12 protein-coding genes are annotated in these 17,024 nt (G+C 41.7%); 11 read left to right on the top strand and 1 reads right to left on the bottom strand.

What is annotated here, in order from left to right; all coding sequences use genetic code 11:
• The first annotated feature begins 18 nt into the window (after nt 1-18).
• The 5 genes from ACT3QP_RS02465 to ACT3QP_RS02445 all read left to right on the top strand — a co-directional run bounded on the left by ACT3QP_RS02465 (nt 19) and on the right by ACT3QP_RS02445 (nt 4,391).
• On the top strand, nt 19-642 hold the full coding sequence (locus ACT3QP_RS02465) for an anthranilate synthase component II (RefSeq protein ID WP_192519951.1): 624 nt from the start codon (nt 19-21) through the stop codon (nt 640-642).
• Nucleotides 643-721: 79 nt separating this feature from the next.
• Nucleotides 722-1,843: an anthranilate phosphoribosyltransferase gene (trpD, locus tag ACT3QP_RS02460; RefSeq protein WP_444524341.1), complete on the top strand. Its 1,122-nt coding sequence runs from the start codon at nt 722-724 to the stop codon at nt 1,841-1,843.
• A 57-nt stretch (nt 1,844-1,900) separates the two neighbouring features.
• Entirely contained in the window at nt 1,901-2,770 is an 870-nt protein-coding gene (gene trpC, locus ACT3QP_RS02455) for an indole-3-glycerol phosphate synthase TrpC (protein WP_444524340.1), read from the top strand.
• 114 nt (nt 2,771-2,884) lie between these two features.
• Complete coding sequence (locus ACT3QP_RS02450) at nt 2,885-3,616, top strand: Smr/MutS family protein (RefSeq protein ID WP_444524339.1); 732 nt, start codon at nt 2,885-2,887, stop codon at nt 3,614-3,616.
• A gap of 142 nt (nt 3,617-3,758) precedes the next feature.
• The gene (locus ACT3QP_RS02445; RefSeq protein WP_444524338.1) at nt 3,759-4,391 is read left to right on the top strand and encodes a DNA-3-methyladenine glycosylase family protein; all 633 of its coding nucleotides are present in this window, start codon (nt 3,759-3,761) and stop codon (nt 4,389-4,391) included.
• A 20-nt stretch (nt 4,392-4,411) separates the two neighbouring features.
• Here ACT3QP_RS02445 and ACT3QP_RS02440 read toward each other — a convergent pair whose 3' ends face one another.
• The gene (locus ACT3QP_RS02440; protein ID WP_444524337.1) at nt 4,412-6,364 is read right to left on the bottom strand and encodes a mechanosensitive ion channel family protein; all 1,953 of its coding nucleotides are present in this window, start codon (nt 6,362-6,364) and stop codon (nt 4,412-4,414) included.
• Between the two features lie 381 nt (nt 6,365-6,745).
• Here ACT3QP_RS02440 and ACT3QP_RS02435 point away from each other — a divergent pair, with 381 nt between their 5' ends.
• From ACT3QP_RS02435 to ACT3QP_RS02410, 6 genes are all read left to right on the top strand, one after another.
• Nucleotides 6,746-8,683 (top strand): TonB-dependent receptor plug domain-containing protein, encoded by a 1,938-nt coding sequence (locus ACT3QP_RS02435; RefSeq protein ID WP_192519956.1) that lies wholly within the window; start codon nt 6,746-6,748, stop codon nt 8,681-8,683.
• A 280-nt stretch (nt 8,684-8,963) separates the two neighbouring features.
• On the top strand, nt 8,964-10,388 hold the full coding sequence (ahcY, locus tag ACT3QP_RS02430) for an adenosylhomocysteinase (protein ID WP_192519957.1): 1,425 nt from the start codon (nt 8,964-8,966) through the stop codon (nt 10,386-10,388).
• Between the two features lie 13 nt (nt 10,389-10,401).
• A complete protein-coding gene (locus ACT3QP_RS02425) occupies nt 10,402-11,250 on the top strand; it encodes a methylenetetrahydrofolate reductase (RefSeq protein WP_192519958.1) in 849 nt (282 codons plus the stop codon).
• A 531-nt stretch (nt 11,251-11,781) separates the two neighbouring features.
• Nucleotides 11,782-12,630, top strand: coding sequence for a 16S rRNA (uracil(1498)-N(3))-methyltransferase (locus ACT3QP_RS02420; protein WP_192520021.1), 849 nt, complete (start codon nt 11,782-11,784; stop codon nt 12,628-12,630).
• A gap of 355 nt (nt 12,631-12,985) precedes the next feature.
• Nucleotides 12,986-14,689, top strand: coding sequence for a putative bifunctional diguanylate cyclase/phosphodiesterase (locus ACT3QP_RS02415; protein ID WP_444524336.1), 1,704 nt, complete (start codon nt 12,986-12,988; stop codon nt 14,687-14,689).
• 384 nt (nt 14,690-15,073) lie between these two features.
• Nucleotides 15,074-16,867 (top strand): acyl-CoA dehydrogenase C-terminal domain-containing protein, encoded by a 1,794-nt coding sequence (locus ACT3QP_RS02410; protein ID WP_192520023.1) that lies wholly within the window; start codon nt 15,074-15,076, stop codon nt 16,865-16,867.
• The last annotated feature ends 157 nt before the right edge of the window (nt 16,868-17,024 follow it).

The raw sequence follows: 17,024 nt of genomic DNA, 5'->3' as shown, positions 1-17,024 counted from the left end.
CCATAAGTTGAAAACCTAATGATTTTGATGATCGATAATTACGACAGCTTTACGTACAATATCGTACAGTACTTCGGTGAATTACAGCAGGACATCACCGTCTGGCGTAATGATCAGGCCACTATTGAACAAATTCAAACCCTTGCACCAGACGTAATTGTCATCGGCCCTGGCCCCTGTGATCCAGACCGCGCTGGTATCTCTTTAGAGGTTATCGAAACATTCAAGGGTGTCATACCGATATTGGGTATTTGTTTGGGCCATCAGGCCATTGGCCAAGCATTCGGTGGTCAAGTGGTCAAAGCTGGTGAAGTCATGCATGGGCGCTTATCTGATATTTATCACAATAGTAAAGGTATATTCTCAGGTCTACCCAACCCTTCTCAAGCCACACGCTACCATTCCCTCGTGATTGACAAAACCAGTCTGCCCGACTGTCTAGAGATGACAGCTTGGACACAGTATGCTGACGGTAGTATTGAAGAAATCATGGGTATCCGTCATAAAACCTTGGCTATTGAAGGAGTGCAATTCCATCCTGAGTCTATCTTGAGCGAAGCTGGTTATCAGCTGCTCAATAATTTTTTACTGGCTCATAGTTTGTCTGTATTACCCAACAGTGAATTACCACAAGTCGGCTAAGCATCATTAAAAAATGCATCAACAGCATTTAGAACGATAAATTTGAAACAAACTTATAAAAATAGTAAGAGAGAACACCATGAGCACGATAAAGATAGAGGATAAAATGACGCCAGATCATATTGCTCAATTGCCTGATGCTGATATTCATAAGTTATTAACGGCATCTTTAGAAAGAATTTTTCAGCACATTGACTTGACCTTTGATGAGATGTATCAAGTAATGCTAATCATTATGCAAGGCAGATGCAGCGATGCCATGATGGGCGCTATTTTGGCTGGCTTACGTATGAAAGGCGAATCAATCGATGAGATTACTGCCTCCGCTAGCGCCATGCGAGCATTGGCTGCTAATATCGAGCCAAAAGGTTGTGATTATCTGGTCGATATCGTCGGTACTGGTGGTGATGGTGCCAATTTATTCAATGTATCTACCGCCTCCGCTCTTGTAGCAGCAGCCGCTGGCGCGCAAGTTGCCAAACACGGTAACCGCGGTGTGTCTAGCAAATCGGGCAGCTCAGATTTACTTGAACAAGCGGGTATTAGTTTGGCACTGAAGCCTGCACAAGCAAAAGACTGTATCGAAAATCAAGGCATCGGGTTTTTGTTTGCACCCAATCATCACAGTGCCATGCGCTATGCCATCCCCGTGCGCCGCGAGCTCAAAACACGGACTATTTTTAATATTTTGGGACCGCTAACCAACCCTGCTGGAACGCCTAATTTGGTTATAGGTGTATTCAACGCTCAACTGTGCGAACCTATCGCTAAAGTGATGAAAAACTTAGGCTCGCGCCATGTGATGGTAGTCGGTGCAAAAGATGGCTTAGATGAAATCAGTCTTGCAACTTCTACTGCCGTTGCTGAGCTAAAAGATGGTGAGATATCTGTGTACGAGATGATGCCAGAAGATGCAGGTATTGAATCACAAACGCTGATCGGTCTCGATGTCGACTCTCCAGCACAAAGTCTGGAACTGATTCGTGCTGCACTATCTGGTGCCGACACTCATGACCGCTCCGTTCTAAAAGCACGTGATATGATTGCCCTCAATGCTGGCGCAGCTATTTATACAGCAGGGCTTGCCAGTAACTATCCTAACGGGGTCAGTCGAGCACAAAAAATCATTCAAAATGGTGATGCTTTGATCAAGCTTGAATCTCTAGCCAAATATACGCAGAAGCTAGCAGCCAATACCTAATTAACGCCATACTGTTGATAGCATTCGATTTACATTTAATGATAACTGGATATAAGCATGACCAATACAGACATACCCTCAGTATTACAGCGCATTGTTGCGACCAAAAAAATCGAGGTAGAAGACGCTCGTAACGCATTACCTCTCGATGAGTTGCAAGCACAAGTGGCGACAGATACTAAACCACGCCGTGGCTTTGCCACCGCTCTAAGGCCTGCAAGCAATAAAGCAAATGGTATTGGCATCATCGCTGAAATTAAAAAAGCATCTCCCTCTAAAGGCCTTATTAATCACAACTTTGCACCCGCACTGTTTGCAGAGCAATATGAGCAAGCTGGTGCCAGTTGTCTATCAGTGCTGACAGATCGCGACTACTTTCAAGGCGATGACAGCTATCTTATGCAAGCGGCTAATGCGTCTAGCCTACCGATATTGCGCAAAGACTTTATGATTGATATATATCAAATCTATCAGTCTTATCTGATGGGTGCTGATTGCGTACTGCTCATCATGGCCTGCCTCGATGACACGCAAGTAAAAGAGCTGCATGCACTCAGTATTCAGTTAGGTATGGATGTATTGATAGAAATACACACCCAATCTGAGCTTGATCGCGCACTAAAACTACCTCGTTCAGCGCATAATATTTATGGTATCAATAATCGTGATTTAAATACTTTTGACGTTGATTTACAAACCACACTCGACTTGAAAAATATTTTAATCAACGCATTGGCTGCTGACACTGATGATACCGTGCAAAAGCCACTTATCGTTACTGAGAGTGGTATCAATAGCAGCGATGATATTCGTTTGATGTTAGACAATGATATTCAGCACTTTTTAATCGGTGAGCAGTTTATGAAAACTGACCACCCTGGACAAGCGTTACAATCCTTACTTGCGGGCGCAGCAGCAGACGAGTAAAGTAACTAAATACCTTTAGCTGCGATATAGCTCGTGAGTTTACACTAGTATAGAACTAACAACGATACAGACTATTAAGTCATTCATTCATCAACCAACGATACGTTAACTTTTATGTCAAACTCTCTATTTTCAAAAGAAATGCAAGATCAGCTCAAAGAGCTAAAAGGCCAACTGAGCAAAGGTCGTGATACCAACTCGCCTGAAGGTGAAAACCAAAAGCCGACGGAGCCAGTTTCCCTGCCAACTCAAAAACAGGTCAAAAAAACAGTCAAACAGTTAGACAGTGAACATATCGATGATGATAAAGTGCTGTTTATGCAAGCGATGCATGGTGTCAATCAGCTTGAAGACAAAAACGTACGCTCGCCTGCCAGTACCACAAAGGCAAGCAAACCTGATGCAGCTACCCTATCTAAACGTGCAGCAGCTCAAGGTAGTGAGGCAAGTGATTTAGGTGCAGGCTTGTCAGATATGCAAGCGCTACTGAATCCTGTGGCCTCTGAAGCCTTTTTGTCTTATAAGCAGCCTACGCTACAAAACAAAGTATTTACCCAACTCAAACAAGGTAAGTTACGCTGGTACGACGCTGTAGATATTCATGGTTGCACCATCGAGGAAGCGCGTGAGGCAATGACTCAATTATTGAGCCAAGCGAAACAAAAGAATGAAACCATGGTAAAAATTGTCCATGGTAAAGGTTCTGAAGCCATTTTAAAAACTTGCGTGAATGGTTGGCTACGTCAACTACCAGAAGTATTGGCGTTTTGCTCTGCTCCGCCAAAAGACGGTGGTAATGGCGCAGTATTGGTACTGTTGAAAAAATCGAAAGTTGATGGTGAGTAGTAGATAGTTTTCGTTCAGTATTAAAATAAAAGGACTGCAATTGGCAGTCCTTTTTTATAATGATAAAACCTAGCTGCTTTTGATACCAAGCGATAGATATCCACTCTATTTTCATACAAACTTTTATTCAAGTGAACTTATCATGAGCATACAAACTATTGAAAACATTGAAGCGCTAAATGAACACATCACTGCTTTGATAGCTATCGAGCCCAGATTTGCACCTGTCTATGAGCAAGTTGGCATACCAAGCCTTAGACACAATACAGGTGGATTCGAACAGCTCATGAGGGCAATGGTTGGTCAGCAGTTATCTGTCGCTGCTGCTGCTAGTATCTGGCAGCGGTTGGTCGATGCAGACTTGATCAGCCCAAAAACCATTAGCGAAGCGACAGATGAGACTTTGCGAACACAAGGTTTATCTAAACAAAAAACTCGTTATATTCGTTCATTAGTCGAGCACGACATAGACTTTATAGCATTAGAAACCATGTTAGATGAAGATATCATACACACACTGACAGCCGTTACTGGTATTGGGCGTTGGACGGCTGAGATGTACTTATTATTTTCTTTAAAACGCGCAGACGTATTCGCGGTTGATGACTTAGCCATTAAAGTAGCTGCAATGCAGTTGCTAGGTTTAGCAGAGCGGCCCACACCCAAACAACTAAAAACCCTGACCCAGGACTGGTCACCGTACCGTAGTGCTGCGAGCCTATTACTATGGTCATACTATGGTTTGTTGCGTAATAAAACAGCCATTCCTTTATAAGTCTTTAGCCACTATTCGCCCTATTGCCATATAGAAAAACCAGATCTCTTTCTTATGTGCTTAAACTTACGTCTTTTTAGCACCCTAATTTCATCTTTTAGCGCTTTTATTGGATCATATTTTTTACTTTCTACTGACTCACTTTTTTGTTCATTGGCGGTTACCTCACTATGACCTTTGTTCAAATCTATAGTAGATTTTTCATCGTTATTATCATCAACAGTAGAGTCGATATGTGACGTGTTCACTATCGACTTATTACTCTCATCTGCTTTACCATTGACTTCACTATCGCTTGCAGTATGATGTTCAAGCTCAGATTGATCGACAATAAGCTGCTGAGTAGGTAAGGCATGCTCCACTTTGTATTCTGCGACCTTTTTTAATACATCGACAAATAAAGTATTTTGTTTGTCGTAGAATTCAGTAATATCAACCGCATTAACATAAGCCTGCAACTGAACGACATAGCAATCTTGACGCAACTCTAAAATATTGACCTGATTCCACTCTTGATTGGTCAAATCATGCTCTTTTATAAACGCATCCAAGTCATTTACCATTTTGAAAATCACATCAAGATCGGCGGTACGCTTAAGATATAAATGATGAAAAAAACGAAACATATCACGAGATGTAAAGTTTTCAATTTGCATTGAAGAAAAATCACCATTTGGTACGGTCACGATAGTACGCGTCAAAGTACGTACGCGTGATGAACGAATACCAATATCGATAACCGTACCTTCATAAGTACCGAACTTACAGTAATCGCCTATTCGTACGGGCGAATCTGCAACAACAACAACGCTCCCAACTAGATTTTCGATGGTTTTTTGTGCACCCAGTGCTAATGCCAAACCACCTACCCCTAACGCGGCAATACCAGTGGTCAGATCAAAGCCCAAATTACCGAAGATAACAATAATGGCAAAAATAAGTAATAGTGCTTTGACTACTTTTCGCATCAATCCTAGGATGGAGACTCGTTCAGTATGATTTTTCCTATAGCTTAAATTCACCGCACGAGTAAAGATGGCGTCAATGACTCGAAGCAACAACCAAGTGGTCGCTACCCACGACGCTATCTCTGTGAAACGATTGACTGGCTCTCGCAGTGTTACTGACACACCAGCATAGACCATCACCTCAGACAATATTAATGCCATAGTTACGACAGAAAATGGCAAAACCACCTTGTTAGGTAACGGCAAGGGCACACCGCGCACATGCGGATAGATAAACCTCAATAGATGATACAACAACCAGACCATAAGATAAGTCAATATAAAACTACTGACCGTCATAGTAAGTGCTGCGACCAAATCGGCTAACTGATAACCGAAAAGCTTCTTACCTTCTAATGAATCAATGGTATAGCGAGATACCAAAGTTGGCTCAGTGTTTGCTATCACTTCTGGTATTGAGCTGATCGTATCACTCGAAAACTGCCAATACTTCTCATCATTTTGCGACACAACTCTTTCGAGTATCAATGACAAGTTTTTATCACCAATACTAATCGTACCTACATTTTCTTGGTTCGGTGGTAATTGGTCGGTTAGATTACCCTCAGGCTCATTACTAAGCTGCAAATCTGGTTGAAAACGGCCACCTGCATCCAGTGCTTGCTTGAACTGCCGTACGATGGTGGTTGGGTTATCGGATTTCGATAAATTTAGATAGTTACTCGCCAGCAGATAGTCATCTTCGCCTAGCGCACTGATAAACCCTTGTACTGTATGCCTTGGTGTATCTCGCCCAAATGAGTCCGGGCGTAATGATTCTACTGACTCTTCACTACTGCTTTCACTCACACCAAGTGTACTAGCCTCAGCTGCAAAGGTATGAGTTGGCCATAACAAACTCAACAGCAGCGCAAGTAAAAACACCATCGCGAGTAATGGTATTTTAATCATAGAGTATGGTGAAGATAACTCAGTGCTGGGAATCAGACGATACTTGATAGACAAAACAAACCTCTTAACTTTATGGGTAGTACAACGGAAAACAATAGATTTCTGACTATGATAGCAACTATTTATAACAGCAGTGCTTTTGATTACGCATTTTTTAGCCAGTTATGTCAGTAACTGCTATCAGTTTTGTAGCATAACCTTTATCCAAGCTTTTCCCCTTTAAGCCATATAATGAATTATTCACAACTAATCATGAATAATATTCACCTTATAATGAGGAAACATTAGGTTAAAGTGGTTTATAAAACGGTCATTTTTATAGATAATAAGCATAGTTTTGCGCATGTATTGCTTTTTGTAATTTTTAACCATTTTAACGTCACAGTGGTTATTTTTTATTTCTGTACTTTTAACATGATTACTTTGGAATTGACTATGTTTTTACCACGATCTTCTTCGACTGCCTATCTTCGCTTATGTATTCTAAGCGCACTTGGCATATTTTCTTTGAATGCAACAGCAGCAACCGATTCTACTGTCGTAAGCAACAACGAAGTACCAGAAGTTGAACTCGATGAAATCGTTGTAACAGCTACCCGCACACCTACTAAAACCAGTAATATCATTGCCCAAACACGGGTTATTGATAGCGAAGAGTTGCAGCGTTATCAGGGTCAAACAGTCACTGATGTATTAAAGAATCAGCCTGGTATGAATATTAGTCAAAGTGGCGGTACCGGCACCGTTAGCAACTTTTATATGCGTGGCTATGACAGCAAGCAAGTTCTTGTAATCATTGATGGTATTCGCTACAGCTCTATTTCTACAGGCGCGCCTGCACTTAATCTATTATCTGCCGATCAAATCGACCGTATAGAAATTTTATATGGCGCATCAGGGTCTAGCATCTATGGTTCTGATGCCATGGGCGGTGTCATTCAAATTTTTACGAAAGGCAATAATATTGAACAATCTAATGTTTCAGCCACAGTCGGGTACGGTAGTAATGATCATTACCAAGTAGGTGTAACAGGACAACTAAAAAATGATACTTCTTCATTGAGCTTAGGTGTCAGTCGCAACGAAACAGACGGTTTTAATGCAATTGCTAGCTCTAATTCTTATGATTACAATGCGGATGATGATGGGTTCGAATCTACCAATGCCAGCCTAGCATTACAACATAAGATTTCAGACAATTTAAGTGCTGGTCTCAACGCTTTATATTCTGACTCTACAACAGATATTGACTCTGCAGGCGATGCTTTTCCAAATGCTTATGCAGATCAACAAAATGGCAGCGCCAATGCTTTTATTCAATATCAAACACCATTAGCCGTCACTAAATTTAGTGTTGGACAAAGTATCGATAAATCTACGACTCACGATGCTTACTCTATCAACTATGAAGATGGTAGCCAGTTTGATACCACCCAAACACAGGTACGGTCAGAGACCAGTATTAATGCACAACCTGGTACCGTTACTATCGGTGCAGAGTGGTTGTCACAACAGTTAGACGCTTCCGATGTTTTAGATTTTTCAGGTTTTCCTGCGCCTGCCACTCTAACTGCTTATGACCCTGAAGATAGAACTGTTAAAAGTGGTTTCGTTGGCTATCAATTATCAGAGGATTATTATGACCTCCAAGCCAATTATCGCGTTGATGACAACTCGCAGTATGGTAATGAGAACACCTACAATATAGGTGCCGCTATACGACCACTAGAGGGTTTACGCATTGGTGCAAGCTATGCCACAGGGTTTCGCGCGCCAACCTTCAACGATTTGTATTATCCCGGCTATAGCAATCCAGACTTAAAGCCTGAGACTAGTAAAAATACGGAAGTGTTTGTAGAGTACAATAAAGGCAATCAGAACTCACGTCTGACAGGCTATTATACTGATGTGGATGATTTGATTAATAACGCTACTAATACTAGTGAGGCACAAATCAAAGGTTTAAGCTTAACTTCTGACTGGAGCGTTAATTCGTTTTTATTTGGTTTGGGTTATGACTATCTGGAAGCTAAAGACAAAACGACTAATAGTGCTAACTATGACAACGAGCTTGTGTACCGCCCTAAAAATAGTGGTTTAATCTATGTTGGTTATCAGCAACCTGCTTTTGATGTGCGGCTTGAAGCTAAATATACTGACGAGAGATTCTCTGATGCTGCAAATACCACCAAGTTAGATGATTACACTTTGTTAAATTTAAGTAGCTCTATTTATCTGACAAATAATCTTCGTGCTAACTTGCGCGTTGACAATATCACCGATGAAGACTATACCCTATCTAATCAATTCGGTACAGAGTACGCCACTGAAGGCACTAGCTATTTCGGCTCTCTAACCTACGACTGGTACTAAAATTATCTAGTTATTGTTACAAGAGACCATCGATTGATGGTCTTTTTTGTGGGTGACATTTTATCTGTCATCTATTACAATGACACCCTCCGAGAGGTGTTGCGCCATGACCGTAAATATTGCATTAAGAGATTAGAATCATGCAAATCATAGGTTATGTTAGGCTCGGTTAACTGTTGATTGTCCTTAACTATATAAAGTAAGGCGATTATCAGCGCAAATAACGGCACCTGCGTTTTTATTCTTTTTATCATAAATTAACCACTGATAGGAGCATATTATGGACGCAGTGTCTAACACCCCCTCTGCCCATACGATCGATCCCTCTTTCACTGACTATAAAGTCGCTGATATCAGCCTTGCTGATTACGGCCGCCGTGAAATCACCCTTGCCGAAGCCGAAATGCCTGCCCTAATGGGCTTGCGCCGTCGCTACGAAGCAGACCAGCCGCTTAAAGGCGCTAAAATTGCTGGCTGTATCCACATGACCATTCAGACTGCCGTACTTATCGAGACACTCGTCGCGCTAGGTGCTGAAGTACGCTGGACATCATGTAACATCTTCTCAACTCAAGACCATGCTGCTGCTGCTATTGCTGCTGCTGGCATCTCTGTTTATGCTTGGAAAGGCGAAACCGAAGAAGAGTATGAATGGTGCCTACGTCAGCAAGTACATGTTGGCGGCGAAGCATCAGGCCAACTTTGGGATGCTAACTTAATCTTGGATGACGGCGGTGATTTGACTGCTTTGATTCATAATGATTATGCTGAGCTTCTTGATAGCATCCATGGTATCTCAGAAGAGACGACTACTGGTGTACATCGTTTGGTTGAGATGCTTGCCAAAGGCACGCTGAAAGTACCAGCCATCAACGTTAATGATGCCGTGACTAAGTCTAAAAATGACAATAAATACGGCTGTCGTCATAGCTTAAATGATGCGATCAAACGCGCAACTGACATGTTCCTTGCTGGTCGCCGCGCCTTGGTTGTTGGTTATGGCGATGTGGGTAAAGGCTCTACACAAAGCTTACGCCAAGAAGGCATGATCGTACGTGTTTCAGAAGTTGATCCTATCTGTGCCATGCAGGCCTGTATGGATGGCTTTGAAGTATTATCTCCTTACATTAATGGTGACAACACTGGCGGTGCAGAAAACATCAACACCCGCTTGCTTGAAGATACCGACTTGATTGTTACCACTACTGGTAACTACCATGTTTGTGACAAACATATGCTAGCAGCCCTTAAGCCTGGCGCTGTTGTATGTAACATTGGTCACTTTGACACCGAAATCGACACTCAGTTCATGCGTGACAACTGGCGCTGGGTCGAGATCAAACCACAAGTTCATCAAATCTTCCGCTCAGATGACGAAAACGATTATTTGATTTTACTTGCCGAAGGTCGCCTCGTAAACCTAGGTAACGCGACTGGTCACCCATCACGCGTGATGGACGGCTCGTTTGCTAATCAGGTATTGGCTCAAATGTACTTGTTCGAAGAAAAATTCGCTGACTTGCCAGATGACAAGCGTACTGACAACTTATATGTAAAAGTACTGCCTAAAAAGCTAGACGAAGAAGTCGCTGCTGCGATGGTTGCAGGCTTCAATGGTACTTTAACTAAGCTCACTGAAAAGCAAGCAGAGTACTTAGGCGTATCTGTCGAAGGTCCTTTCAAGCCTGACGCTTATAAATACTAAAAGGAGCAAGACTGTGAGTAAGCCTGCTTTTTCCTTTGAGTTTTTTCCGGCTAAAACTGAGCAAGGACACGAAAAACTGCTCAGTACTTATGATGAGCTGAATAAATTATCACCTACCTATTTTTCGGTGACTTATGGTGCGGGCGGTTCAACTCGTAACCGTACCTTAGACATTGTGCAAGCATTATGTGCTCGCGGTGATACCCCTATTGCGCCGCATATGTCTTGTATTGGTGATGATAAAAGTGAAATCGCTGAATTATTAGAGCTTTATAAGGGCTTAGGCATCAATCGTTTGGTAGCACTCCGTGGCGACTTACCCTCAGGTCAGGTTGGTATGGGTGAGCTGCCATTTGCACTAGACTTAGTCAAGTTTATTCGTGAGCATTCAGGCGATCATTTTCATATCGAGGTGGCCGCTTATCCTGAAATGCATCCACAAGCTCGCAGCTTTGCCTTTGATATCGATAACTTGGTTAACAAGTTCCAAGCGGGTGCAGATACTGCGATTACGCAATTCTTCTATAACGCTGATAGCTATTTATTTTTGCGAGATGCGTTAGAAAAGCGTGGTATTGATACCGTTGCTAAGCCCTTGGTTGCTGGTATCATGCCGATCACCAACTCTAGCAACTTGCTACGTTTTGCTGATAGCTGTGGTACTGATATTCCGCGTTATGTGCGTAAGCAGTTGACGGACTTCGGTGATGATCGCAAGGCCATTCGTGATTTTGGCTTTGATGTCGTTTATCGCTTATGTGAACGTCTTATTAGCGAGGGAGTACCAGCCATGCATTTTTATAGCATGAATAAGGTTGAGCCTAACAAGCGTTTGGTTGAAGCCTTAGGATTAACAGCATAACCCTTTCTCGAACTTATTGATTAATGACTGGTGCTCTTTGGAGCGCCAGTTTTTTATTGTTAGACTTTCAAATACCTGTCCTATATTTCATACAATGCATCGAATTTATCGATTATTGTTTCATTAAAAATTCAATGCTATATCTCGTAACCTCTAAAATAGTTACCTTTCTTAAGAAAAATCCTCATAAAAAAAATGCCTTTACCGTTACCAAATGATATTCTATTCAATTAGGGCGTGTTGAACATTCAAATGTGGTGCTGGCAGTGACTATTTTTTAGACAATATGCAGTGAAATTTTTGATGCCTAGTCATTCTAGGTTAAACAATTTCGCCATATATTGGCAAAAAAGAGTACTGCCCCAAAGGGCTGATACTAAAATCACCCCAAACGTTGTTGCAAGCCTAGCTAAGGTCTCGACATTATCGTCGGCTTACGCCTAGTTTGGTGCAATTTTAGCGATCAGCAGCCCTAATATTTGAATGTTCAACACGCCCTAATATCAATTTAATTATAGGAATAAAAAACCTGTGAGACGTTTTTTTTATACCATTAACACTAATACTGATAATATTCTCTCTCTACCTAAATTACATACCTTACCCTTAGGCAGCGAGATCGAATTACCAGAGAATATCGTGCATCATTGGTGCCGCGTATTACGGGCAAATGTTGGTGAAAAAGGTGTATTATTTGATGGCTTTGGTGGCGAATATCAGGTACAACTAGAAAATATAAATAAAAAATCAGCGACGGCTACCTTATTGATGCAGCTATCTGATGATAAAGCTGCACCTATTTTTAGTAAAATCGGTCTGGTCATGAGTCGCGGTGAACGCATGGACTATGCGATTCAAAAATCAACAGAGCTTGGCGTCACTGCTATCCAGTTATTAAGTAGTCATCATGGTGAGGTCAATCTAAAACCTGCACAAGTTGGGAAAAAACTGGCTCATTGGCAGCAAGTGGCTATAGCGGCTTGCGAACAGTGCGGACTCAATCGTCCACCACTTATTTTGTCACCTATCTCTATTAATGACTGGTTATACAACCCAGCAGACACCGTCGTTAGCCCTATAGTAGCTGATCTCAGTCAAGATTCTTATTACCAAGTACTACAGCAGCCAGCCGACTTACGTATGCAGTTGAGCGTACCAAAAAAAGGACAGCCCGCGATGCCTGAGTCACTGTTAGCCACCCTGGCACAATCAGCGCCTTATATTGAGCTACTCATTGGCCCTGAAGGAGGACTCAGCGACGATGAACGTCAAAAAGCAGCAGAAATTGGTTTTCAACCTTGGCAAATCGGTAAAAGGGTTTTGCGTACTGAAACTGCACCAGTGGTTGCATTAGCAACCTTACATGCTTTGAGCTATTAATTATCAAATACTAAATAGTGTTGAATATTCAGCACGACTAAAACAGGTAAACTTATCTAGGACATATTTGATACTGCAGCTATGGCACTGATGAAGACTATTTTTTAGACCCTTTGACGTTAAAAATAGTAAATTTAGTTATTCTAAGTGTCTATGTCTAACCATAAAATGGTAAAAAGAGTGCTTTCTCTACGAGTTGGTACTAAAACTGCTCCACATTAGTTATAAAGTTCGCTACGGCACGAGCATTAGCATTATTTTACGCCTTGCTTGGAGCCGTATTAGTAAGCAGCAGTGCTTATTTGGGAATATCAAACACACCCTATTATTTTATTTTGCCATTATGAGTCCAATTATGACTAATGCCACTGCCATTCCAGTCTCAGATAAACAGCAAATACTGGCACAGTTATGCGAGCAACTTGATGACGCTATCTTTATTTTAGATGCCAACTTGTGCTATTTATCGGTTAATGCCTGTTATGAAATGACGATTGGCTATAATGAGTCTTTTTTGCTTGGACGACCGCTTGGTATTTATGCGGCAAAATTTTTATCAGCAGATGAAAGGTCGATTTTAGCGGATATCACTAGCCACCTAAACAGTAGTGGCTTTTATGAAAAACACTTTGCAATGGCAAATCGATATGGGCAAGTCATTGATTGCCATATGACTTATCGTAAGATATGTATCGAGCAGACTGTGTACTACGTAGGTATGGTTCGTGATATGTCAGCAGCTATTAAAGATCAAAAAAAAGTGGCTCATTTACTCAATTATAATCAGGTCACAGGCCTACCCAACCGTAAAGTGTTTTTGAGTAAAACCAATGATTTATTATTAGATACTTACCAAGAAATCGCTATTGTACGTTTGAATATTGATCGTTATCGTAGCCTCGCAAGCCTACTAGGCCCTGATGGCATTAATACGTTGATAAAAAGCTTTGTCACGCGTATTAAAAACCTTCAACTGGATTATCTGACCTGTTTTTCCCATTTTGGTGGTGATGATTTTGTCTTGGTATTCGAATGCCCTGATGCCAATATAGTACGTCAGCAGCTAGACAGCTTAATGCAAATATGTGAACGCCCTTTCTCCTCAGACAAAACAGAGGCAAATATATACTGCCATATTTCCGTTGGTGCCAGTTACTTTCCCAAAGATGATGATGAATTGACTGGATTATTGGCCAAGGCTGAAAAAGCGCTGCATTATGTCAAAAAACAAGGTGGAGAAGATATCTGCTGGTATGACACATCGATTGATGAAGCCACTATCGGCAACTGGCAGTTAGAATCTGAGCTTAGAACTGCAGCTGCTGAAGGTCAGTTTATTCCTTATTACCAACCAAAATTTGAGTTAGCTACTGGTATTATCACAGGCTTTGAGGCTTTAGTACGCTGGCAACATCCGACTCGCGGACTACTGCGTCCAATACATTTCATCGATGCTATTATCACTCATAAATTATCATTTGAACTATTCTCACAAATGGCGGTTCAAATCGCCAAGCAACTGTCTATTTGGCAAGAGCAAGGTTTTTGTCAACATATCTGCATCAATGCTGACGCCACTGAATTTAGCCATCCTAACTTTTTTAAGATGGTACGCAATCTTCTTATACAACATAATATTTCTGCGACGCAATTACATATTGAAGTAACTGAATCTTCTCTAATCCAACGCCATAGTAAAGTAAAAAAACAACTGGGTTTACTCAAAGAACTGGGGATATACCTTGCCCTAGATGACTTTGGTACTGGTTATGCCTCCTTGAGCTATCTACAAGAATATCCATTTGATTTTATTAAAGTTGACAAAAGCTTTATCTCTGATATTGATAACAATCAAACTCAATACGCCATCGTAAAAGCCATTCTAGATTTGGGTACGGCGCTTGATATGCAAATCATCGCTGAAGGCATCGAGACCGAACAGCAGCGTGATGTACTGTTATCAATGGGCTGTAAACAAGGTCAGGGTTATTGGCTGAGTAGACCTGTGGCAGCTGATGCTGCAACCAAAATGTTGATTGAGCAGTACCGTACTCATTAACGCCTATTCGATTATGACTTAATATTACTAATATTTTCATCTGCTTATTTGCCTCAACTTTTGATGCCTAGCTTTGATTGTATAACCGATGCAAGGTAGGTTCATGACTTATCAGTGCTGTCACCAAACTTGTATAATTTCCCATGAACGCCTATCTTTTATAGTGAATTTGTCAGGTCTTATTGAGACTTCAGTTGACTCTGGCAATCATTATTCTTTTCAATACGATTTTATATAATCAACAACTCAGTCCATCTACGTTATTGCCTAGCATTTGTTTAGGCACGTTAGATTGAAATAGCCACACCTGTACGGCGTCGGACGGTGCAGTTAGATGACTATTCTTGACTTTGCTTGATTACATTCCAAAAAGGACAGGAAGTTATGCAATATAAAGCGCCCTTACGTGATATTCAATTCGTGATGCATGAGTTACTTGACAGTGAAAGCCACTATAAAACCTTACCAGCCTTTCAAGAAGCTGATCGTGAGTTGATGGATAGTCTGTTCGAGATGGCTGCAAGCTTTGCTGAAAATGAACTATCACCATTGAACCAAAGCGGTGATGCTGAAGGCTGTAAGTTCGATAACGGTACTGTCACTACACCAAAAGGTTTTAAAGAAGCTTATACAGCGTTTTGTGAGCTCGGCTTCCCTGCTTTGTCTGCTGAAGAAGACTTCGGTGGGCAAAACATGCCTTTTTCATTGTCTACTGTCATTAATGAAATGGTGGGTACAGCCAACTGGTCATTCTCTATGTATCCTGGCCTATCGCATGGTGCCATTCAAACCATCGAACACCATGGTACTGACGCTCAAAAACAAACCTATTTAGAAAAAATGGTCACTGGCGAATGGTCAGGCACCATGTGCCTTACTGAGGCCCACGCCGGTTCGGATTTAGGGATTATTCGTACCAAAGCTGAGCCTAAGGAAGATGGCAGCTATAGTATCACTGGTCAGAAAATTTTTATCTCTGCAGGTGAGCATGATCTGACTAGCAACATCATTCACATTGTCTTAGCCCGTCTACCAGGCGCGCCTGCTGGCACCAAAGGTATCTCATTATTTATCGTTCCTAAAGTAACGGTCAATGAAGATGGTAGTTTAGGCGAAGGTAATAATGTCGTTTGCGGCTCTATCGAGCATAAAATGGGTATCAAAGCTTCTGCCACTTGTGTCATGAACTTTGATGGTGCAACAGGTTATCTGATTGGCCCAGAAAACCGTGGTCTACAGTGTATGTTTACCTTTATGAATGTGGCACGTATCGGTACTGCCGTTCAAGGTTTAACAGCTGCAGAGTATGCATTCCAAGGCTCATTGACTTATGCAAAAGACCGCTTAGCAATGCGTTCGTTATCAGGTGTTAAAGCACCAAAGAAAGCAGCTGACCCTATCATTGTACATCCAGCTGTTCGTAACATGCTATTGACCGAAAAAGCCTTTGCAGAAGGTGGTCGTGCCCTAGTCTATTACCTCTCACACTTTGCTGATGTTGTCGCAAAAGGCGAAGGTGAAGATCTTAAGTTTGCTGACCAAATGTTGTCACTACTGACACCAATTGCTAAAGCATTCCTGACAGAAACTGGTCTAGAAGCGGCCAATCATGGCGTGCAGGTATATGGTGGTCATGGCTTTATCAGCGAATGGGGTATGGAACAAAACGTACGTGATACACGCATCTCTTGCTTATACGAAGGAACAACAGAAATTCAAGCACTTGATTTGCTTGGTCGTAAAGTATTGGGCTCACAGGGCAAACTACTTGCCAACTTTGTCAACATCATTCAAAAATTCTGTGACGAAAACAAAGAAAATGATGAGATGGGTCAATTCATTCGCCCACTTGCCAAACACCTTAAAGAATGGGGCGACCTCACTGCACGTATTGGCATGCAAGCAACTGAAAACCCTGATGCGGTCGGCGGCGCTGCTGTTGACTACATGTACTTCAGTGGCTATGTCACTCTAGCCTATTTATGGGCTCGTATGGCATTAATCGCCCAGACCGCTATTGCTGAGGGCACTAGCGAAAAAGCATTCTACGATGCTAAAGTCAAAACTGCTCAGTTCTACTTTGCTAAGCTGTTGCCACGTACCACTACCCACGTACAACGTATCGGCACTGGTGTAGAGCCATACATGAGCATGGATGTTGATCAGTTCGCCTTTTAATTAAAGCGCTAAAAGTCATACTAATATACTCTTGAGCGGCAATATACTTCGGTATGTTGCCGCTTTATTTTTGCATACGTTTGTGATGACCCTTAACATATAGTCAGAGAAGTCTAAAACAGCTACAAGGCAGCCGACCGCAAATTGTACATATAGT

It is taken from the genome of Psychrobacter sp. AOP7-B1-24 (assembly GCF_052376215.1).
GTDB lineage: Bacteria > Pseudomonadota > Gammaproteobacteria > Pseudomonadales > Moraxellaceae > Psychrobacter.
This window is presented reverse-complemented; position numbering and strand designations above follow the sequence as displayed.